This is a genomic window from Metapseudomonas resinovorans DSM 21078 (assembly GCF_000423545.1).
Lineage (GTDB): Bacteria > Pseudomonadota > Gammaproteobacteria > Pseudomonadales > Pseudomonadaceae > Metapseudomonas > Metapseudomonas resinovorans.
The window spans coordinates 16,223-32,667 of the sequence record NZ_AUIE01000036.1; the positions used below are offsets into that span (position 1 = coordinate 16,223).

The 16,445-nt window shown below is 61.8% G+C and carries 19 protein-coding genes; 10 read left to right on the forward strand and 9 right to left on the reverse strand.

Annotated elements, in window-relative coordinates; all coding sequences use genetic code 11:
• Window positions 1-511 precede the first annotated feature (511 nt).
• The 3 genes from G559_RS0120940 to G559_RS0120950 form a co-directional block, all read right to left on the reverse strand.
• Window positions 512-1,009: a ProQ/FinO family protein gene (locus G559_RS0120940; protein ID WP_028630120.1), complete on the reverse strand. Its 498-nt coding sequence runs from the start codon at window positions 1,007-1,009 to the stop codon at window positions 512-514.
• A 470-nt stretch (window positions 1,010-1,479) separates the two neighbouring features.
• A complete protein-coding gene (locus G559_RS0120945) occupies window positions 1,480-2,262 on the reverse strand; it encodes an SDR family oxidoreductase (protein ID WP_028630121.1) in 783 nt (260 codons plus the stop codon).
• Window positions 2,259-2,585: a nuclear transport factor 2 family protein gene (locus tag G559_RS0120950; RefSeq protein WP_028630122.1), complete on the reverse strand. Its 327-nt coding sequence runs from the start codon at window positions 2,583-2,585 to the stop codon at window positions 2,259-2,261. The genes G559_RS0120945 and G559_RS0120950 overlap by 4 nt, the downstream gene beginning before the upstream one ends.
• A 101-nt stretch (window positions 2,586-2,686) precedes the next feature.
• On the opposite strand from G559_RS0120950, the gene G559_RS0120955 reads away from it, so the two are divergent.
• Both G559_RS0120955 and G559_RS30055 read left to right on the forward strand, forming a co-directional pair.
• Entirely contained in the window at window positions 2,687-3,619 is a 933-nt protein-coding gene (locus G559_RS0120955; RefSeq protein ID WP_028630123.1) for a LysR family transcriptional regulator, read from the forward strand.
• Window positions 3,620-4,167: 548 nt separating this feature from the next.
• Window positions 4,168-4,521, forward strand: coding sequence for a YkgJ family cysteine cluster protein (locus G559_RS30055; RefSeq protein WP_081668130.1), 354 nt, complete (start codon window positions 4,168-4,170; stop codon window positions 4,519-4,521).
• Between the two features lie 300 nt (window positions 4,522-4,821).
• Here G559_RS30055 and G559_RS0120960 read toward each other — a convergent pair whose 3' ends face one another.
• The 3 genes from G559_RS0120960 to G559_RS0120970 are packed head-to-tail and all read right to left on the reverse strand — an operon-like array spanning window position 4,822 to window position 6,207.
• Entirely contained in the window at window positions 4,822-5,325 is a 504-nt protein-coding gene (locus G559_RS0120960) for an Hsp20/alpha crystallin family protein (protein ID WP_028630124.1), read from the reverse strand.
• Window positions 5,326-5,352: 27 nt separating this feature from the next.
• Entirely contained in the window at window positions 5,353-5,724 is a 372-nt protein-coding gene (locus tag G559_RS0120965; protein ID WP_028630125.1) for an Hsp20/alpha crystallin family protein, read from the reverse strand.
• A gap of 27 nt (window positions 5,725-5,751) precedes the next feature.
• Window positions 5,752-6,207 carry an Hsp20/alpha crystallin family protein gene (locus tag G559_RS0120970; protein WP_028630126.1) on the reverse strand — a complete coding sequence of 152 codons (456 nt, stop codon included), beginning with the start codon at window positions 6,205-6,207 and terminating at the stop codon, window positions 5,752-5,754.
• A 750-nt stretch (window positions 6,208-6,957) separates the two neighbouring features.
• On the opposite strand from G559_RS0120970, the gene G559_RS0120975 reads away from it, so the two are divergent.
• Complete coding sequence (locus G559_RS0120975) at window positions 6,958-7,467, forward strand: BRO-N domain-containing protein (protein ID WP_245586528.1); 510 nt, start codon at window positions 6,958-6,960, stop codon at window positions 7,465-7,467.
• Window positions 7,468-7,672: 205 nt separating this feature from the next.
• Here the strand turns inward: G559_RS0120975 and G559_RS0120980 are convergent, their stop codons facing one another.
• Complete coding sequence (locus tag G559_RS0120980) at window positions 7,673-8,560, reverse strand: AraC family transcriptional regulator (protein ID WP_028630128.1); 888 nt, start codon at window positions 8,558-8,560, stop codon at window positions 7,673-7,675.
• A 234-nt stretch (window positions 8,561-8,794) separates the two neighbouring features.
• On the opposite strand from G559_RS0120980, the gene G559_RS0120985 reads away from it, so the two are divergent.
• The 7 genes from G559_RS0120985 to G559_RS0121015 all read left to right on the forward strand — a co-directional run bounded on the left by G559_RS0120985 (window position 8,795) and on the right by G559_RS0121015 (window position 14,787).
• On the forward strand, window positions 8,795-9,550 hold the full coding sequence (locus tag G559_RS0120985) for an SDR family NAD(P)-dependent oxidoreductase (RefSeq protein WP_028630129.1): 756 nt from the start codon (window positions 8,795-8,797) through the stop codon (window positions 9,548-9,550).
• A 268-nt stretch (window positions 9,551-9,818) separates the two neighbouring features.
• Entirely contained in the window at window positions 9,819-10,241 is a 423-nt protein-coding gene (locus G559_RS0120990) for a nuclear transport factor 2 family protein (RefSeq protein ID WP_028630130.1), read from the forward strand.
• The gene (locus G559_RS0120995) at window positions 10,238-10,993 is read left to right on the forward strand and encodes an SDR family NAD(P)-dependent oxidoreductase (protein WP_028630131.1); all 756 of its coding nucleotides are present in this window, start codon (window positions 10,238-10,240) and stop codon (window positions 10,991-10,993) included. Before G559_RS0120990 ends, G559_RS0120995 begins: the two co-directional genes overlap by 4 nt.
• Before the next feature lie 3 nt (window positions 10,994-10,996).
• Complete coding sequence (locus G559_RS0121000) at window positions 10,997-12,244, forward strand: NAD(P)/FAD-dependent oxidoreductase (RefSeq protein WP_028630132.1); 1,248 nt, start codon at window positions 10,997-10,999, stop codon at window positions 12,242-12,244.
• Complete coding sequence (locus tag G559_RS0121005; protein WP_028630171.1) at window positions 12,241-13,053, forward strand: DUF1365 domain-containing protein; 813 nt, start codon at window positions 12,241-12,243, stop codon at window positions 13,051-13,053. The genes G559_RS0121000 and G559_RS0121005 overlap by 4 nt, the downstream gene beginning before the upstream one ends.
• Window positions 13,028-14,290 carry an SAM-dependent methyltransferase gene (locus G559_RS0121010; protein ID WP_028630133.1) on the forward strand — a complete coding sequence of 421 codons (1,263 nt, stop codon included), beginning with the start codon at window positions 13,028-13,030 and terminating at the stop codon, window positions 14,288-14,290. Before G559_RS0121005 ends, G559_RS0121010 begins: the two co-directional genes overlap by 26 nt.
• Before the next feature lie 8 nt (window positions 14,291-14,298).
• Window positions 14,299-14,787: a DUF2878 domain-containing protein gene (locus tag G559_RS0121015; protein ID WP_028630134.1), complete on the forward strand. Its 489-nt coding sequence runs from the start codon at window positions 14,299-14,301 to the stop codon at window positions 14,785-14,787.
• Here the strand turns inward: G559_RS0121015 and G559_RS30060 are convergent.
• Window positions 14,737-14,907, reverse strand: a complete 171-nt coding sequence (locus G559_RS30060) for a DUF2256 domain-containing protein (protein WP_081668131.1) — start codon at window positions 14,905-14,907, stop codon at window positions 14,737-14,739. The genes G559_RS0121015 and G559_RS30060 overlap by 51 nt on opposite strands.
• Entirely contained in the window at window positions 14,904-16,445 is a 1,542-nt protein-coding gene (locus G559_RS0121020; protein ID WP_028630135.1) for a cryptochrome/photolyase family protein, read from the reverse strand. The genes G559_RS30060 and G559_RS0121020 overlap by 4 nt, the downstream gene beginning before the upstream one ends.

Consider the following 16,445-nt stretch of genomic DNA (forward strand, 5'->3'; position numbering starts at 1 on the left):
ATGTTGAAACAAATGCACCGAGTTGGTGCATAGCCGCTACCTGGGGAGGCAGCGGCGCTGGCCATCCTCGGATGGCCTTAGCAACAGGGCAAGACCATTAGCTCCAAAGGAACTGGGGTAGAAAGGAGTAAGAGAAAAGGGCCGGTGAGCAACGCTCACCGGCCCTTTTTCATTTCTGTGTCCCGTCCTGAATAAGGTATACACCTTCGCCCTTGTTTTCAGGAGGGCAGTCCAACTCCTGCTCGGCCATACGAAGCTTGAGAGTACCGTTCGATACCTAGGAATTGAGGTCGACGACGCCTTGGAAATGGCGGAACAAACAGAGGTTTGACCATGCATAGCGACGGTCGAAGTGAGGCCGTCGCTAACCCAGCCATTGGCTGCTATTCGAATCACCTCACCATCACTTCCCGCGCCATCGAGGGCGCGGGCTAGCAGTCACTCGTGCGCCTTGCTAGTGACTTGAATGATTGGGCGACTCGATGCCGGGCGAGTGATTTCAATCCACGATCTATTCCGCAGCGGTATCGGCGGCGGGGGCCTGTGTATGCTGTTTCGGCTTTGACTGAAGACGTCGCGCTTGCCCGCGCTGCCGCGAAGCCTGCCGCTTCGCATGCAGCGCCTGAGCCGCCGTCACCGTGCCAACTGCCTGACCGCTCAAGTCCAGGCGCGGCGCATTCTCCGTCATGCTTGCCCAGTATCGACTTCCCTGGCACCAGGTAGCGATGCCCAGCTTGAGTTGTTCGCTGGTGATCCCCAGCAGCTCCAGGTGTTGCTCGGCATCCTTGAAGATGCCCTCCTTGAGCGGAACCTTGGGGGCCGGATTGACCGGGAAGGCCAATGGGAAGTGCTTCTGCAATCGCCAGATCGCTTCCACCGCAGGGTCCTGCTCACGAGGCATCGTTGGCGGGGCGGACTTCCGCTTGCGCGGCTTCGAGTTATCGGTCTTTGCCTGCTCTTTTTCAGCCCGCAGGCGGTCACGCAGCTCAGCTAGTTGTTCAAAACCCATCGTTCAGTTCACAGCGTCATGGTTGATTCGTGCGGCAAGGTTATCTCATACAGTCTTTTGGAACAGCCTAATCAGTCGTCGGCACGATCAAGGCAAGTGATCGCGGCATCCCAGTCGCTCGCCGACGAGCAATGGAGCGGCAGGGTATGCGGCAGTTCCGGTCTGGATGGAGGACAAGGGGCTGCTTCGGGCCGACTCCGGTCTGTCGCGGCCGGCAGCAGTCGACCCAAAACGGCCGGTGAGAACGCAGAAACCGGCCAATAGCCGCCGGAAGCAATAGACAGCATGGGGCGCTAGAGGCTCTCTGGACTTAAGAACAGAGGCGGTGCTGCAGGCTTGAGGGTATGGACGGTCCGACATCCCCGAAACATGCAATGGCATCGGCCCATAGCGCCGAGAACATCCCGAGAGAGCCAGGGAAGCGGCAAGCCCTGAGGGCTCGCCGTCGTTCAGTTGATTGCGGCTGTCGATTACAGCGTTGAGATGGTACCGCCGTCGATACGGTGCTCGGATCCTGAGATCGAGGCGGCACGGGGGGACGCGAGGAAGACGATCAGATCGGCAACCTCTTGAGGCTTGGCCGGCCTACCCAGTGGGATTCCGCCTATCGACTCCATGACAGTTCGTTTGCCTCCTTCGTAGTCCGTTCCTGCCTGGGCAGCCAACCGCTCTGCCAGTCTTACGGACGCCTCGGTCTCAATCCACCCTGGCGCGACGCTCAGCACACGAACCCCCTTGGGCGTTACTTCTCTTGCAAGGGATTTGCTGTAGGTGGTGAGCGCTGCCTTGGCGGCGGCGTAGGCGGTGGTGGACTCAGGCAGAGGCATCATGCGCTGGATCGAGCTCACATGGATGATGACGCCTGAGCCCTGGGCAAGCATGGATGGCAATAGCGCGCGATCCAGGCGTACGGCAGGCATCAGATTCAAGTTCAGCTCTGCTAGCCACTGCTCGTCACTGATGGCGGCAAAGCCACCACCAGGAGTGCCTGAACCACCGACCACGTTAATCACGATATCGACACCACCCCAGCTCTGGAGCACAGTCTGCGCGACGTGAGCCACGCCTTGTGCCGTTGTCAGATCGGCACCGATATAGGTGACGCCATCCACAGGTCGTACTGACACGTCGCGCGCCGATGTTGCCACCCGGGCGCCAGCCTCCACGAGGGTCTGCACGACTGCAGCGCCAAGGCCCATCGTGCCGCCGGTGACGACTGTGCGCAGGCCATTGAGTTGAAGGTCGAAGCTCATGCCGTGATCTCCAGCGATGCGATCAGGCCGCGTTCAAGACGAAAGCGGTACGACAGAACGATCGGGCTGCCAGGAAAGTTGCCGGTGACGTTGGCGCGGACGAGTTGGAATCCGTCCTCTCGCTCAATGGCAAAGGGCACGCTCGTCGCGCTGTACTTGGCCGATGCCTCGGCCATAAAGGCCTTGATGGCGTTGATGCCCGTGTAGGTATGACCGTCGTCCTTCATGACGGCTTGCGCCGTGAAGCAATGTGCCAATGCCTCAGGGTTGTGTTCGGCAGCGAAGTACGCAGCAATTGGCTCGGGCAGGGTCAAGGTATGCATGTTGTTGGCTCCATGGGGTCAGGACAGCCTTAGGATGCGTACCGGACAGAATTAATTGAATATTCTAGAATCTGGATGGACTGTGTAGAAATGAATACATAATGCGTGGATCCGAATTTGCTGAGCTAAAAGCCTTTGTGGCCGTCGTGGAGCGTCAGAGCTTCGCGCGGGCCGCAGAGCATCTGGGCCTATCACCCTCTGCACTCAGCCAGACCATTCGACAGCTCGAAGGTCGCATTGGCGCACGCCTGCTCAATCGCACGACCCGAAGCGTCGCGCCATCGACGAGTGGCGAGCTGCTCTACAGGCGTATCGCCCCCTTGTTTCGAGAGATGGCTGTTGCCGTCGCCGAAGCCAGTGAGGCAACAGGACAGATAAGCGGCACGCTGCGTATCAATACGCTGGGGATCGCCGCGAGAACCCTCATTGCGCCCCGGCTGGCAGGCTTCCATCAGGCACACCCTGATGTGGTGCTCGACATCGTGGTCGACGACGCACTGGCCGATATCGTTCTTGGCCGTTTTGACGCGGGCATCCGTGTGGGTGGCCGGCTTGAGAAAGACATGGTGGCCGTCCGCCTCACCCCAGACCTGAACATGGTCGCTGTGGCATCTCCGGACTACCTCGCACGTCGAGGCATCCCCCAGTCACCTGCTGAGTTGCAGGATCATGCATGCATCAACTGGCGGCTGCAGATGGACGGTAGGCCCTATCGCTGGGAGTTCCAGGAACGGGGGCAGCCGCTGGAAGTGGCGGTCGACGGCCCCGTCGTCACCAATCACCCTGACATCGGCATCACTGCCGCTCTACACGGGCTCGGCATTGCCTATCATTTCGAGAAAGAAGGCGTGGGTGAGCTTTTGGCCCAGGGACGGCTGATCCAAGTCCTTGCTGACTGGTCGATCTCGCGTCCAGGGCTGTTCCTCTATTACCCGAATAGGCAACACCGGCCAGCCGCCCTGGGTGCGTTCATAGACTGTCTATTGGATCGCAACCCGTTCGATCAGCCCTGTTCCGAAACCCATCGACGATAAGCGCGAGGCAAGGAGTAGCGGGAAATATGACATTGAGCATCTCGAAGCAACAGGGGACGCGACGGTAGCTATTGAGCGCTTGTCGAGACCATTGACCCCTAGGGAGTGGGGACGTTCAGGAGTAAACGAAAGGGCCGATGAGCATTGTTCACCGGCCCTTTTTATTGCAGGCTTCAAAAGAGCGCCATTTCTTCCACGCTGCATCGCTAGCTCTCACCCCGAAAAAAGAACCGCAGATCAGACGTAGCTAATCCGCGGTTAGAGGGCTTGGCAGACTTCAGCGCACCGACGCAAAAGCACTGAAGAGGTTGCCACGCCAATGCACATTTCTAACCAGTCGACCGATTTGGAGGCACCGTCATGTCAGTGAAAGTCGAACATCCGACCAGTCAGAGTGAAGAGCTCTGGACAGTCCGCTTTGGTGTCCGCCGGGCGCAATTTCGCCATGAGCGTTGCGCCAGGGATTTCGCGGCCAAACTCAAGCAACGGATCGAGGCATCGCATAGCTATCCGCGGATAGCGGCTAGTGACCTTGGTCGGCCAGCCAGATGAGCTGCACCAGTCGAAAGATCGACCAGTTGCGCCGGCAGATCCCGGCTTTCGCCTGCGAGCCCGGCTGCCACGATTGCTGCGGGCCGGTAACCGCGTCGTCCGAGGAAATGTCACGACTACCGGTGAAAAGCGACGCCGAGCATGACGCGGCTCTTGCGCAGTGGAACTGCGTACATCTTGGCCCGCAGGGCTGCGAAGCCTACGAGCAGCGCCCGTTAATCTGCCGCTTGTTCGGGACTACCCCGAGCTTGGCCTGCCCGCGCGGCCGTGGGCCGGAAACATCGACGGAGGCGCATGTTGTACGCCAGGTGCATGAGCTGATTGCCAGCACCCGCCAAGTGCTTGTTTAGCCGGCCAGCGTAAAGTGCATTGGAGAACGAAGCGAGAAGTTGGGGCGAGTGAGCGGGGGAAGGGCTTTGTTTGGTGGATGAAAAGAGCGTCATCCACCAGACGCACTAATAAATCCACGTGGCTAGAACCCATTCGATATCGACTCCAGTCAACGACTACCAGTCGCTACGCCAGCCAGCATCCCGGGGCCGCCTACTTCCCCGGCTGAAGAACGGCCCGCCCGCGAGTTTGTCGCGGGCGGGTAGTCCAGGTGACGAGGGTTGTCCCTTGCCTGTGACGGATAAGATGAGGTCGCAGTATCAACCCGAGCGAACCTCGACGCGCCTGCCACGCGCGCGCTCTTCCTTGGGCAGTTCGATACGCAGCACACCGTTACTGCATCTGGCTCTGGCCTTCTCGGCAATGACCGGAGCGGGAAGCTGGAAGGTGCGCCGGAAACTGCCGAAGGTGCACTGCCGGACGCGATAACGCCCATTGCCCTGCTCCTGCTCGATGCGCTTTTCACCGCGAATGATCAGGGCATCTCCCCGCACTTCAAGATTCAGATCCTCCTTCACCATTCCGGGTACCTCGAGGCGAACGACGACCTGGTCGCCATCCTCGTAAAGATCGCCGGCCAGCAATCCCCAGTTCGATGCGAGTGTGGGTGGTGAAGTGCCATCTTCCAGTGCGCTCCTGCTCCGATTGATGGGCGTGAAACGCGTCAGCGCCTCGCTGGCACGCTCACGAAGCTGGCGCCAGCCCTCACCCAGTGAATGCCAGGTTTCCTCCAGGCCATGCTTGAGTTCAGCTAGTTTGTCCATGGGGTCGACCTCCACACACTCAAGGCCCTATTCGCTTTTCACGACGATCTTGCGCGGCTGGGCATGCGCATGCTTGGGAACGCGCAAGTTCAGCACGCCGTCTCGTAGCTCAGCGTCGATCTGGGTGGTATCCAGCTCGGAACTCAAGGTAAAGGCTCGCCGGAATCGCGACAGCTGGACCTCAGCGTAGACGGCCTCCAGCTGTTCGGACATCTCCGGCATGATCTCCCCTTCCAGCACAAGCGTGTCACCTTCCACATTGACCACGAGACGCTCCTTGGGTACGCCCGGAAGGTCCGCAAACAATTGGATTCCGTTGTCGTCTTCGAAGACATCGACACGCGGCAGCAGTGTTTGGGTTTCAGTCTCGCCGCGCACGACCGCTTGCTTGTCGTTCATGGTGATTCCTCCTTCAAACCGATGCTGTTACTGAATGGCTATGCGCCTGGGTTGCGCAGCCTCCCGCCGAGGCAGAGAGATGCGCAGAACGCCGTCGCAATAGTGAGCCTCGACCTTGTCGGTATCGACCTCATCGTTGAGGCTCACCGTGCGCTTGAAGCGTCCGGAATAACGCTCGTTGGCGTACACGGAGCAATTGCTCTCATCCGTGCTGCGCGCGGGTCGGCGCTCGCCGGATATCGATAGCAACCCTCGGTGAATCTGCAGGTCGAGGTCGTTCGGATCGACACCAGGAACGAAGGCGTAGACCTCCATGCTGGACGGTGTGCTTCCCACGTTGATCGCAGGAAAAGCACCGCTGGCCAGGGCACGAATGCTGCCCGGACGCCCGAGACCCGGTCCCAGGACTTGTTGCAGTTCGCGCTGCAGCCTCTCGAACTCGGCAATAGGATCGCTCGACAGATTAAGAAGGGACTCGTACATGACAAACCTCCTCCCGGCTGACGGACATGATCTCGAACAGAAGGCTCGAAGCTCCCGGCTCCAGCCCCTGTCGACGTGAAATATGTAAACGATTTCGAGGTTTTCAAGTCCTGGCTTAAACGAATATGGAATTAGATATTCCCCCCCTTTGCACGTTGAATCTTTGCCCTGGCCCCACTGGATGTAGCCCGGGGAACGGCTCAAATCCGGGATTCTCGAGCTCGGTCAAGTTCGACGATGAAGCCAAACACGCCTCGCCTTTACTCGTGCGGGCCGGCCCTAAAAGCCGGGCAGGGGCGGCAAGTCTTTGGCAGCTCACCAGCGTGAGGCTGGAGCCTTTGGACAACGGGCTTGAGCTTCTCGGCGATGACCTTGGCAACCGCTTTTCTTGGCTTCGTCCGCAAGCGCCTCACTCACAGCGCGAATGATTGCGGGTGGCATCCCCCCTACCCGGCTTCCCCTTGCGCAATCAGCCAAATCCCACAGACCAACAGCGTTGCCGCTTCCGCGGGCCATCCATAGGCTCTGTCTCCGGCGCCTAAGAAACGCACTAACCAGAGCGGTCCTCCGCACCCGACAGCCATGCGGCTTTTTTGTGCTCGCGGCATAATCGCGCCCGCACAAAACCTCTGCTCTGTCGGGAGTGGACTAATACAAGACCCGAAAGGGAAATATGTCCGGCCCGTCTCTGGTGGGTTTCTTAGCTCCCGACTCCCATCACGCCGTAAGAAGCGACCAGAGGTAATGGATATGCCCGAGTTCCCCCAGTTTCACCCCGCCCCTCCCGCCAACGCCGAAGTCCTGATGCCCGCCCGGTTCATCCGCCACAAGCGCCAATTGCGCGCAGTGCTGCTGGATGAGGAGCCGTGGTTTGCCGTCAGCGATCTGGCGCGGCTGATCAACCACGCACCGCTGACCGAGCGCGTGCAGCGCAATCTGGACGAAGACCAATTTCAGCGCGCCTGGATGCGCAACAGCCATGGCGAGTTCGAGCAGGAGCTGCTGGTCAGCGAGTCCGGCGTCTATGCGGTGCTGATCCTCTACTACCACCCGGAAAACCGCTGCATCCGCCAATGGCTCACCCATGAGGTGATTCCGCGCCTGCGGGAAGAGGAACGCTTCGACGGCCACGGCCCCCACCGCGAGCTGATCCAGTGGCAGGACCGCAAAATCGAGGTGCTGCACTGGCAAGGCAAAGCGTGGCTGTACTTTGGCGACTGCCCGAACCTGTTGCAGCGCCCGCCCTACGTGATTGGCTAGCAGGATGAAGTCTCTGTAGGAGCGAGCTTGCTCGCGAACAGTCCGCGCCGATCTTTCGCGAGCAAGCTCGCTCCTACAACTGCGGCGGTGAAGCAGGCGCAGACATCATGCGCCGATTGCGACCGTCCAGCGGCCCACGGCAAATCCACGTACCCGGTGCGTGGCCCCTTGCTCGTCAAGGGCAGCTTGTTGCGTTAGCAGAGCATCAGGTCGAGGCCTGCAGGTGCACCCTGGTTTCGCGAATGTCCTTGGCGGGCGAGGTGCCGAACATTCGACCGTATTCCCGTGTGAACTGCGGGACGCTCTCGTATCCGACGTCGGACGCGGCTTTGCTGATCGCAGTGCCTTCGAGCATGGAGCGCCTGGCTTCGATCAGCCGCAGCTGCTTTTGAAACTGCAGCGGGGTCAGCGAGGTAATGGCGCGGAAGTGGGCATGGAACGCGGAAATGCTCATTCCTGCAGCTTCTGCAAGTTGCTCCATTCGTAACGGCTTGGCGAAGTCGGCACGGATCCTGGCAACTGCGCGGCCGACGCGCTGGGCATGGCTGTTGGTGACCCCGAGTGAGCGAATCGCGCTGCCGTGCTTGCCCGACAGCAACCAGTAATGCAGTTCGCGCAGGAGTTGCTTCCCCAGCACCGGAACGGAGGCAGGGCGTTCCAATAGGCGAATCAGGCGACGCGCCGCGTCCGCGACCTCCGCGTCGGTCGGCTCCACCCGGACGGGCGCTCCAATGGAGAAGGGCGCCGCCCCCATCTCGACCACGAGTGATTCGATCAGCGCAGGGTCCAGCTCAACGACGAAGGAGTAGTACGGCTCGCCGAGGGAGGCTCGGGTGATCTGGCTGACCGTCGGCACATCGGTCGTGATCAGCAGCGACTCACCTGCACTGAAATCGAAGGTGCTGCTGCCCATCGCGACACGCTTGCCCCCTTGAAGTACCAGGGCAACCAGCGGTTTCGAGATCGCATATTGCAGCGGTGTGGGCATCGTCTCCCGGAGGATGACCAGTCCGGGAAATGGCGTCTGCGCGACTCCATTCCTGTGGTTCGCGTCGGCATAGCGGCGTGCGGCTTCGAGCAGATTGTTCGTCATGAATGGAATCTTGCCGGTAAGTCGATACAGATCAATACGAGCCGGAAGAATTGGCAACAACCAAATAGGAATAGGCAAAGGAAGTGGTTAAGTCTTCTTGAGATACCTGCGTGATCTTCATGTGCAAGTGCTGCCTCGTATTAATAGGCAAGACATGTCGATAATCACGCAACCTGGAAAGGTCATCGCTCCCCATAGTTGCAGCACCTGCAACGTCCACCCCAGGAGACCCCGATGACCACCATCTCGATTATCACCGGCGCCAACCGTGGCCTTGGCCGCAACACCGCTGTCAGCATCGCCCGCCATGGCGGCGACGTCATCCTTACCTACCGCAACGGCGCCGAGGAAGCCAAAGCCGTAGTCGCCGAGATCGAGGCGCTCGGACGCAAAGCGGTAGCGCTGCAACTGGACGTCACTGACGTCTCGTCCTTCACGGCCTTCGCCAACACCGTCGCCGAGGCACTGTCCACCACCTGGAACCGCAGCACCTTTGACCATCTCATCAACAACGCCGGCCAGGGCGAGATGGCGTCCATCGCCGACACAACCGAAGCGCAGTTCGACGCGCTGTTCAACACACACGTGAAAGGCGTCTTCTTCCTGACCCAGGCGTTGCTCCCACTGATCGAGGATGGTGGGCGAATCGTGAATTTCTCGTCAGGTCTGACCCGTGTATCGGTCGCAGGCTTCTCTGCCTATTCGGCGGCCAAAGGCGCAGTCGAGGTCCTCACGGTTTATATGGCCAAGGAGTTCGGCAGCCGTGGCATTGCGGTAAACACTGTGGCTCCCGGAGCCATCGAGACCGATTTCCTGGGTGGCGCGGTGCGCGACCTCCCTGACCTGAACAAGCAGTTCGCCGATATGACGGCGTTGGGCCGGGTAGGTGTGTCGGATGATGTCGGCCCGATGGTGGCGAGCTTGCTGAGCCCGGACAATCGCTGGGTTACCGCTCAGCGAATCGAAGTGTCAGGCGGCCAGACCATCTGAAGTGACCTGGGTCCATCGTGCTACGGCGCCGCCCAGGACAATCGGTGCCCCCGTAGGTTGGTCCGAGCAAAGCGAAGCCCAACGTTCCTGACGGAGCGTTGGGCTTCGTTCCTCCACCAATCCTGCTTAGTGCGCTCGGGCGAGGGGTTTCCGCGTCATCACCACGCCGGCCTCTTATAAAGCACTTTGACTTGTACAAATTTCGCGTTACGCTCCTAAAATATTGTACAAACATCACATGATGTACAAATATTAAGGAGACACCGGGATGTCTGTTTTCTTGCAACGCTTTGCGCAGTCGTTCTCCACGCTGGATGCGAACCGCTTGGGCGCGCTGGAGGAGTTGTACACCCCGGATGTGCAGTTCCGCGATCCGCTACACAGCCTGAATGGCCTCCCCGCGCTTCGACAGTACTTCGGGCAGATGTATGCCGGCGTCCAGGATCTGCATTACGAATTCCAGGGCTTCAATGAAGCAGGCCCCGATCAAGGCTACCTTCGCTGGACCCTGTGCTTTCGTCACCCGCGCTTGGCCGGAGGTGCCGTCATCCAGGTGGAGGGCTGCAGCTATCTGCGCTGGCGCGAGCGGGTTTACCTGCACCACGACTACTTCGACGCCGGGGCTCTCCTTTACGAACACCTGCCCTTGATGGGGCGGCTGATTGCCTGGCTCAAGCGGAGGCTCGCATGAGCCGCATCTGGCTGACTGGCGGCAGCAGCGGCATAGGGGCGGCGCTGGCGGAAATCCTGCTCGAAGAGGGTCATCAACTGGCCTTGAGTGCCCGCCAGATTGCGCCTTTGCAGGCACTGGCCGCGCGCTTTCCCAGCCAGGTTCTGCTTGTAGCAGGCGATATCAACGAATGGCAGCAGGTCGCAGAGATCGGCCGGCAAATCGAACGCACGTGGGGTGCCCTGGATCTGGTGATCCTCAATGCCGGCACCTGCGAATATCTGGAGCCGGGGCACTTCGACACTGAGCTGGTGGAGCGAGTGGTTCGCACCAACCTGCTCGGCGCCAGCCACTGTGTACAGGCGGCGTTGCCTCTGCTTCGCCGCGGCAAGCGCCCGCACCTGGTTGTCATTGGCAGCGCGGTGACCTGGCTGGCTCTACCGCGTGCGGGGGCCTACGGCGCGTCCAAGGCGGCGCTGCGTTATCTCATCGAGTCCCTGCGCATCGACCTTGCCGCCGAAGGCATCGACGTAACCCTGGTCAGCCCCGGTTTCGTCGACACCCCGCTCACTCGCCGCAACGACTTTCCCATGCCCATGTGCTGGTCAGCACCGCGCGCAGCCAGACGTATCGCCACTCGCCTGCGGAATCGGCCTCTTGAGATCAACTTCCCGCAGCCCTTCATCCTTGCCATTCGCCTGTTCGGCAGCCTTCCGGTGCGCTGGCGCCTGGCGCTGGGACGACGTCTGGCACGCCCTCAACAAATGGACTGAATCGTGCGCATCGCAATTATCGGCAGCGGTATATCCGGCCTCACCTGCGCGCACCTGCTGGCGCGTCGCCATGAAGTGACGGTGTTCGAAGCCTCCCATTGGGTCGGCGGCCACACCCATACCGTCGACGTCGAGTGGCAGGGGCGAAGCTATGCGGTCGACACCGGTTTCATCGTGTTCAACGACTGGACCTACCCGAACTTCATCCGCCTGCTGGAGCAACTGGGCGTGGCCTCGCGGCCTACCGAAATGAGCTTCTCGGTGCATGATCCGGCCAGTGGCCTTGAATACAACGGCCGCGACCTGGACAGTCTCTTCGTACAGCGCCGCAATCTGTTGTCGCCGGCCTTCTGGGCGATGCTGCGCGACATTCTGCGCTTCAACCGCGAGGCACCGGCCAGCCTGCACGAACAGCGCATCGACCCCGCCACCCGGCTGGGTGATTACTTGCAGATGCGCGGCTACGGGCAGCGCTTCATCGAGCACTACATCGTTCCGATGGGCTCGGCCATCTGGTCGATGTCGCGGGCACAGATGCTTGATTTCCCGCTGCAGTTCTTCGTGCGCTTCTTCCACAACCACGGCTTGCTTTCGATCAGCGATCGCCCGCAGTGGCGGGTGATCGAGGGCGGCTCGCGCAGCTACATCGAGCCGCTATGCGCCGGTTTCCGAACAGGCCTGCGGCTTGGTTGTGCAGTGCAGCGAGTCAGCCGGAGCGTCGACGGCGTGCGCGTGCTCAGTGCTACGGGATGGGAGCGCTTCGACAAGGTGGTATTGGCCTGCCACAGCGATCAGGCCCTGTCCCTGCTCGAGGCCCCAAGCCTGAATGAGCGAAAGGTACTTGGCGCTTTGAACTACGCCTGCAATGAGGTGCTCCTGCACACCGACGACAGCCTGCTGCCAAGGCGGCAAAAGGCGTGGGCGAGTTGGAACTATCGGCTGGGCGGCCCACCGGGTTCTCCAGCCACGCTGACCTACAACATGAACATCCTGCAAGGCCTGGACGCGCCGGTGACCTTCTGCGTCAGCCTGAACCAGGGCGCAGCGGTCGACCCGGCCAAGGTGCTGGCACGTTTCGAGTACGCACACCCTCAGTACAGCCACGCGGCGATTGCCGCTCAATCCAGCCAGGAAAGCCTGCAAGGCCAGCAGCACAGTTACTTCTGTGGGGCTTACTGGGGCAACGGCTTTCACGAAGATGGCGTGGTGAGCGCACTCAAGGTCGCCGCCCATTTCGGTGAAACGCTGTGAACAGCAGCCTCTGTCGCGGTTGGGTCAGCCATCGGCGCTTCGCGCCCCGCCCGCACACCTTCCGCTATCCCATCGGAATGCTCTACCTGGACCTTGCGGAGCAAGAACAGGTGCTGAACATGTCGCACCTTCTGCGGCCCTGGCGCCTGGCGCCGTTATGCTGGCGTGAGCGCGACTACCTGCCAGCCTGGACTCGCGCCGGCATCCCCCTGGCCGAGGCCGTGCGGGAGCTGCTGCGCGACGCGCTGGGCGCCGCCCCTCAAGGCGCCATCCACGTGCTGACCCAGCCGCGCAGCTGGGGCCTGTCGTTCAACCCGGTGAGCGTCTACTTCTGCCATGACGACACAGGGCGGCTGGCGGCGATTCTCTGTGAGGTGCGCAACACCCCCTGGCGGGAACGTCACCACTACGTGCTGCCGGTCCACCCCGGAGAGGCGACCGAATTTCGGGTGGCCAAGGCCTTCCACGTCTCGCCCTTCCTGTCACAGGACATGGATTACCGCATGCGTTTCCTGGCCGAGGGCTCGCACCTTCGCGTGCACATGGAGAACTGGCGCGATGGGGAAAAGCTGTTCGAGGCCAGCCTCAGCTTGCAGCGCCAGGCACTCGACGCTGCAGGACTGCGCCGTCACGTCCTGGCCTTCCCGTGGATGTCCCTGCGCACCTTGACCGCCATCTACTGGCAGGCCCTGCGGCTGCTGCTCAAAGGCACCCCCTTACACGATCACCAGGCCAGCGAGCGCCACCTGAGCGTCGGCCACCCCGCCAACGAGGACTCCACGCATGCCCGATCCCACTCTGAGCGCTAGCAAAGCCGGCAACCTCAGCCCGCTCGCAGGCGGCCTTTTCAAGCAGGCCGTCCTCGCCCAATTGCGTCGACTGCGCCATGGCCACCTGCGGATTCTGTTTCGCGGCGAGCAACTGGGTTTCGGCGATCCGGCCAGCCTGCTGCAGGCCGAAGTCGAAGTCCTGGACGACGCGGTCTGGGGGCTGGTCGCCAGCAATGGCTCGATAGGCGCTGGCGAGGCTTACATCCTGGGTTACTGGCGCAGCCCCGATCTGGCTGCAGTGACCCGCTTGTTCGTCGCCAACCTTGCCGTGCTCGACGCCATGGAGGGCGGCCTGGCGCGGCTGGGCCGCCCGATGCTGCGGTTGCTGCACTGGCTCAATCGCAACAACCGAAGCGGTTCGCGCCGCAACATCATGGCGCACTATGACCTGGGCAACGCGCTGTTCGAACGCTTGCTCGACCCCACCATGATGTACTCCGCCGCCATGTTCGAAAGCGCCGAGCAGGGCCTGGAAGCGGCTCAGTTGAACAAGCTCGAACGCATTTGCCGCAAGCTCGACCTGCGCCCAGGCGACCACTTGCTGGAGATCGGTACCGGCTGGGGCAGCCTCGCGCTTTACGCTGCCAGCCACTACGGCTGCCAGGTGACCACCACCACCCTGTCAGAAGCGCAGTACGCGCACACCCTAAGACGTGTCGAGGCACAGGGCCTGCAGCAGCACATCCGCGTGTTGCGTGAGGACTACCGCGATCTCGAAGGGCGCTACGACAAGCTGGTATCCATCGAGATGATCGAAGCGGTCGGCCACCGCTACCTTCCCGAATACTTCCGTCGTTGCGCTGGGCTGCTCAAGGACGACGGCCTGATGCTGCTGCAAGCCATCACCATCCGCGACCAGCGCTACGAACAGGCGCGCCGCTCGGTGGATTTCATCCAGCGCTACATCTTCCCTGGCGGTGCCCTGCCCTCGCTGACCAAGATGCTGCAGACGGCCAGCGCCGAGACTCAGCTCAACCTTCTGCACATGGAAGACTTCGGCCTGCACTATGCCCGCACCTTGCGGCTATGGCACGACAACCTCCGGCAATCACGCCAGGCCTTACTGGAGCTCGGCTACGACGAGACCTTTCAGCGCCTCTGGGAGTTCTACCTGTGCTACTGCGAAGGCGGCTTCGAAGAGCGCGCCATTGGCGTTGCCCAGTTGCTCTGGGCAGGCCCGGCCTCTCGCAGCGCGCCCCTGCTGGAACGGCTGTAGGCCGAGTCATGGGCCGGGCCTGGCTGCTGGGCAACGCGCTCTGGCTGCAATTGGGCTGGTGGGGGTGCGTGCTCGGCGCACAGCATTCCTGGTTGTTGTTCGCAGTCGCCGCCGGACTGCTCGCGCATTTGGCACTGTGCCCCCTTCCCCGGGCGGAGGCTGGCGCATTGCTGCGCGTGACCCTGGGTGGCTGTGCGATGGACACGGTGCTTGGCGCATTGGGTGTATTCGACTTCGGCCAGTTCCCTCTTCCGATCTGGCTTGTCCTGCTCTGGCTGGTATTTGCCTGCGGCCTGCGCCACAGCCTGGCCTGGGCGGCGCGGCCAGCCTGGCGAGGCATGCTACTCGGGGGAATCGGCGGCCCACTGGCCTACTGCGCAGGCGCGCCATTGGCTGACGTTTCACTGCCGCTTGGCATCGCCGGTACGGCGCTGGTTCTGGCTCCGCTATGGGCTGCCTGGATGCCGCTGGCGTTCCGCCTGTCGGGCGCGCGCTGAGCGACGGCACCGTTCCGAGCAGTAGCGAACCTCGTTCCAGCAGCGCAGCCAACGCCGGCGCCAGAAGAACGGGCGGTCGCAGACCGGGCACACCTTGCTCGGCAGTTCAGCTTTCTTCACAGGGCCTCTCCGGCATCCAGCCGCACCAGCAGTTCCTCGCCGCGCAACCAGAGTGCCTCGCGGCGCGCTTCATCCATGTTCAGCAAATTGCGATAAACCATGGCCAGGCGCGGGTTTTCCCCCAGGCGATCGCGGTGGCGCATGAGGAAGTGCCAGTAGAGCGCATTGAAAGGGCAAGCTTGCGGCCCCGTTGCCTCGTCAACCCGGTAGCGGCATCCCTTGCAGTAATCCGACATTCGCTGGATGTAGCGGCCGCTCGCGCAATAGGGCTTGGAGCCAAGGTACCCGCCGTCGGCGTGCATCACCATGCCCAAGGTATTCGGGAGTTCGACCCAGTCGAAGGCATCCAGGTAGACCGCCAGGTACCACTCGCAGATGGCCTTGGGGGCGATGCCGGCGAGCAGCGCGAAGTTGCCGGTCACCATGAGTCGCTGGATGTGATGGGCATAACCCAACTCGAGGGTTTGGCCTATCACCTGGGCCATGCAGCGCATGTCGGTGGCGCCCGTCCAGTAGAACTCCGGCAGCGGGCGGAGATTACCGAATGCGTTGAGTTCGGCGTATTCGGGCATGCGCAGCCAGTAGATGCCGCGCACGTACTCGCGCCAGCCGATGAGTTGGCGAATGAATCCCTCGGCGGCATTCAGGGGCACCTGCTTTCGGCGGTAGGCCGCTTCAACATCCGCGCACAGTTGGCGCACATCGAGCAGGCCGATGTTCAGCGCAGCGCTGATTCTCGCGTGGAACAGAAACGGCTCGCCGGTGGCCATGGCGTCCTGGTAATCGCCAAAGGCGGCCAGAGAGAAGTCGAGAAAGTGCTGCCACAGTACTTGTGCGTCGGCGTGGGTCACCGGGTAGTCGAAGGCGTCCAGGTTGCCGTAATGGTCGCGGAATCTCGCCCGGACCAGCGCCAGCACTTCTCGGGTCATCGGATCCGCTTCGAAGCTCGTGGGGAACGGGCCACGCAGGCCACGCGGCAACGTTCTGCGGTTCTCCGCATCGAGATTCCAGGTGCCGCCCAGCGGACTGCCGTCTGGTTCCAGCAGGAGGCCGGTACGTTTGCGCATCCCGCGGTAGAAGTGCTCCATCCGCAACTGCTCGCGGCCGCTGGCCCAGCGTGCGAATGCCTGTCGAGAGCACAGGAAGCGTCGGTCGGCGTGCCACACCAGCGGCAGGCCGGAGTCCTTGAGCGCCTGCTCCAGACGCCATTCACCGCACTCGGTGATATGCGCCTCCCTGGCTCCCAATGTCTCCATCCAACGGCACAGCTCCCCCGGCAGGCTGCCGCTATTGCCGTCATCGTCCAGGCGCACATAGATCACATGCCAGCCGCGTTCGCGCAGCGCTTCGGCGAAGTGCCGCATGGCGCTGAATATCAGAGCGATCTTCTGAGGGTGGTGAGCCACGTAACGCGCTTCGGCGTCCACCTCAGCCATCAGCAATGCGTCTTGCCGGGGGTCCAGGGCGTCGAACAGGCTCAGGTCGAACGACAGCTGGTCGCCGAGCACCAGACCGAGGCGACGGGCAGGCACCGTCAT

Bases quoted from the DNA above. Each gene is read 5' to 3' on its own strand.
- G559_RS0120960 (WP_028630124.1), bottom strand. From the start codon at position 5,325: ATGGACAAACTAGCTGAACTCAAGCATGGCCTGGAGGAAACCTGGCAT.
- G559_RS0120990 (WP_028630130.1), top strand. From the start codon at position 9,819: ATGTCTGTTTTCTTGCAACGCTTTGCGCAGTCGTTCTCCACGCTGGAT.
- G559_RS30055 (WP_081668130.1), top strand. From the start codon at position 4,168: ATGAGCTGCACCAGTCGAAAGATCGACCAGTTGCGCCGGCAGATCCCG.
- G559_RS0120955 (WP_028630123.1), top strand. From the start codon at position 2,687: ATGCGTGGATCCGAATTTGCTGAGCTAAAAGCCTTTGTGGCCGTCGTG.
- G559_RS0120950 (WP_028630122.1), bottom strand. From the start codon at position 2,585: ATGCATACCTTGACCCTGCCCGAGCCAATTGCTGCGTACTTCGCTGCC.
- G559_RS0120975 (WP_245586528.1), top strand. From the start codon at position 6,958: ATGCCCGAGTTCCCCCAGTTTCACCCCGCCCCTCCCGCCAACGCCGAA.
- G559_RS0120995 (WP_028630131.1), top strand. From the start codon at position 10,238: ATGAGCCGCATCTGGCTGACTGGCGGCAGCAGCGGCATAGGGGCGGCG.
- G559_RS0120970 (WP_028630126.1), bottom strand. From the start codon at position 6,207: ATGTACGAGTCCCTTCTTAATCTGTCGAGCGATCCTATTGCCGAGTTC.
- G559_RS0120965 (WP_028630125.1), bottom strand. From the start codon at position 5,724: ATGAACGACAAGCAAGCGGTCGTGCGCGGCGAGACTGAAACCCAAACA.
- G559_RS0120985 (WP_028630129.1), top strand. From the start codon at position 8,795: ATGACCACCATCTCGATTATCACCGGCGCCAACCGTGGCCTTGGCCGC.
- G559_RS0121020 (WP_028630135.1), bottom strand. From the start codon at position 16,445: ATGACGGTGCCTGCCCGTCGCCTCGGTCTGGTGCTCGGCGACCAGCTG.
- G559_RS0121010 (WP_028630133.1), top strand. From the start codon at position 13,028: ATGCCCGATCCCACTCTGAGCGCTAGCAAAGCCGGCAACCTCAGCCCG.
- G559_RS0121015 (WP_028630134.1), top strand. From the start codon at position 14,299: ATGGGCCGGGCCTGGCTGCTGGGCAACGCGCTCTGGCTGCAATTGGGC.
- G559_RS0120945 (WP_028630121.1), bottom strand. From the start codon at position 2,262: ATGAGCTTCGACCTTCAACTCAATGGCCTGCGCACAGTCGTCACCGGC.
- G559_RS0120940 (WP_028630120.1), bottom strand. From the start codon at position 1,009: ATGGGTTTTGAACAACTAGCTGAGCTGCGTGACCGCCTGCGGGCTGAA.
- G559_RS0120980 (WP_028630128.1), bottom strand. From the start codon at position 8,560: ATGACGAACAATCTGCTCGAAGCCGCACGCCGCTATGCCGACGCGAAC.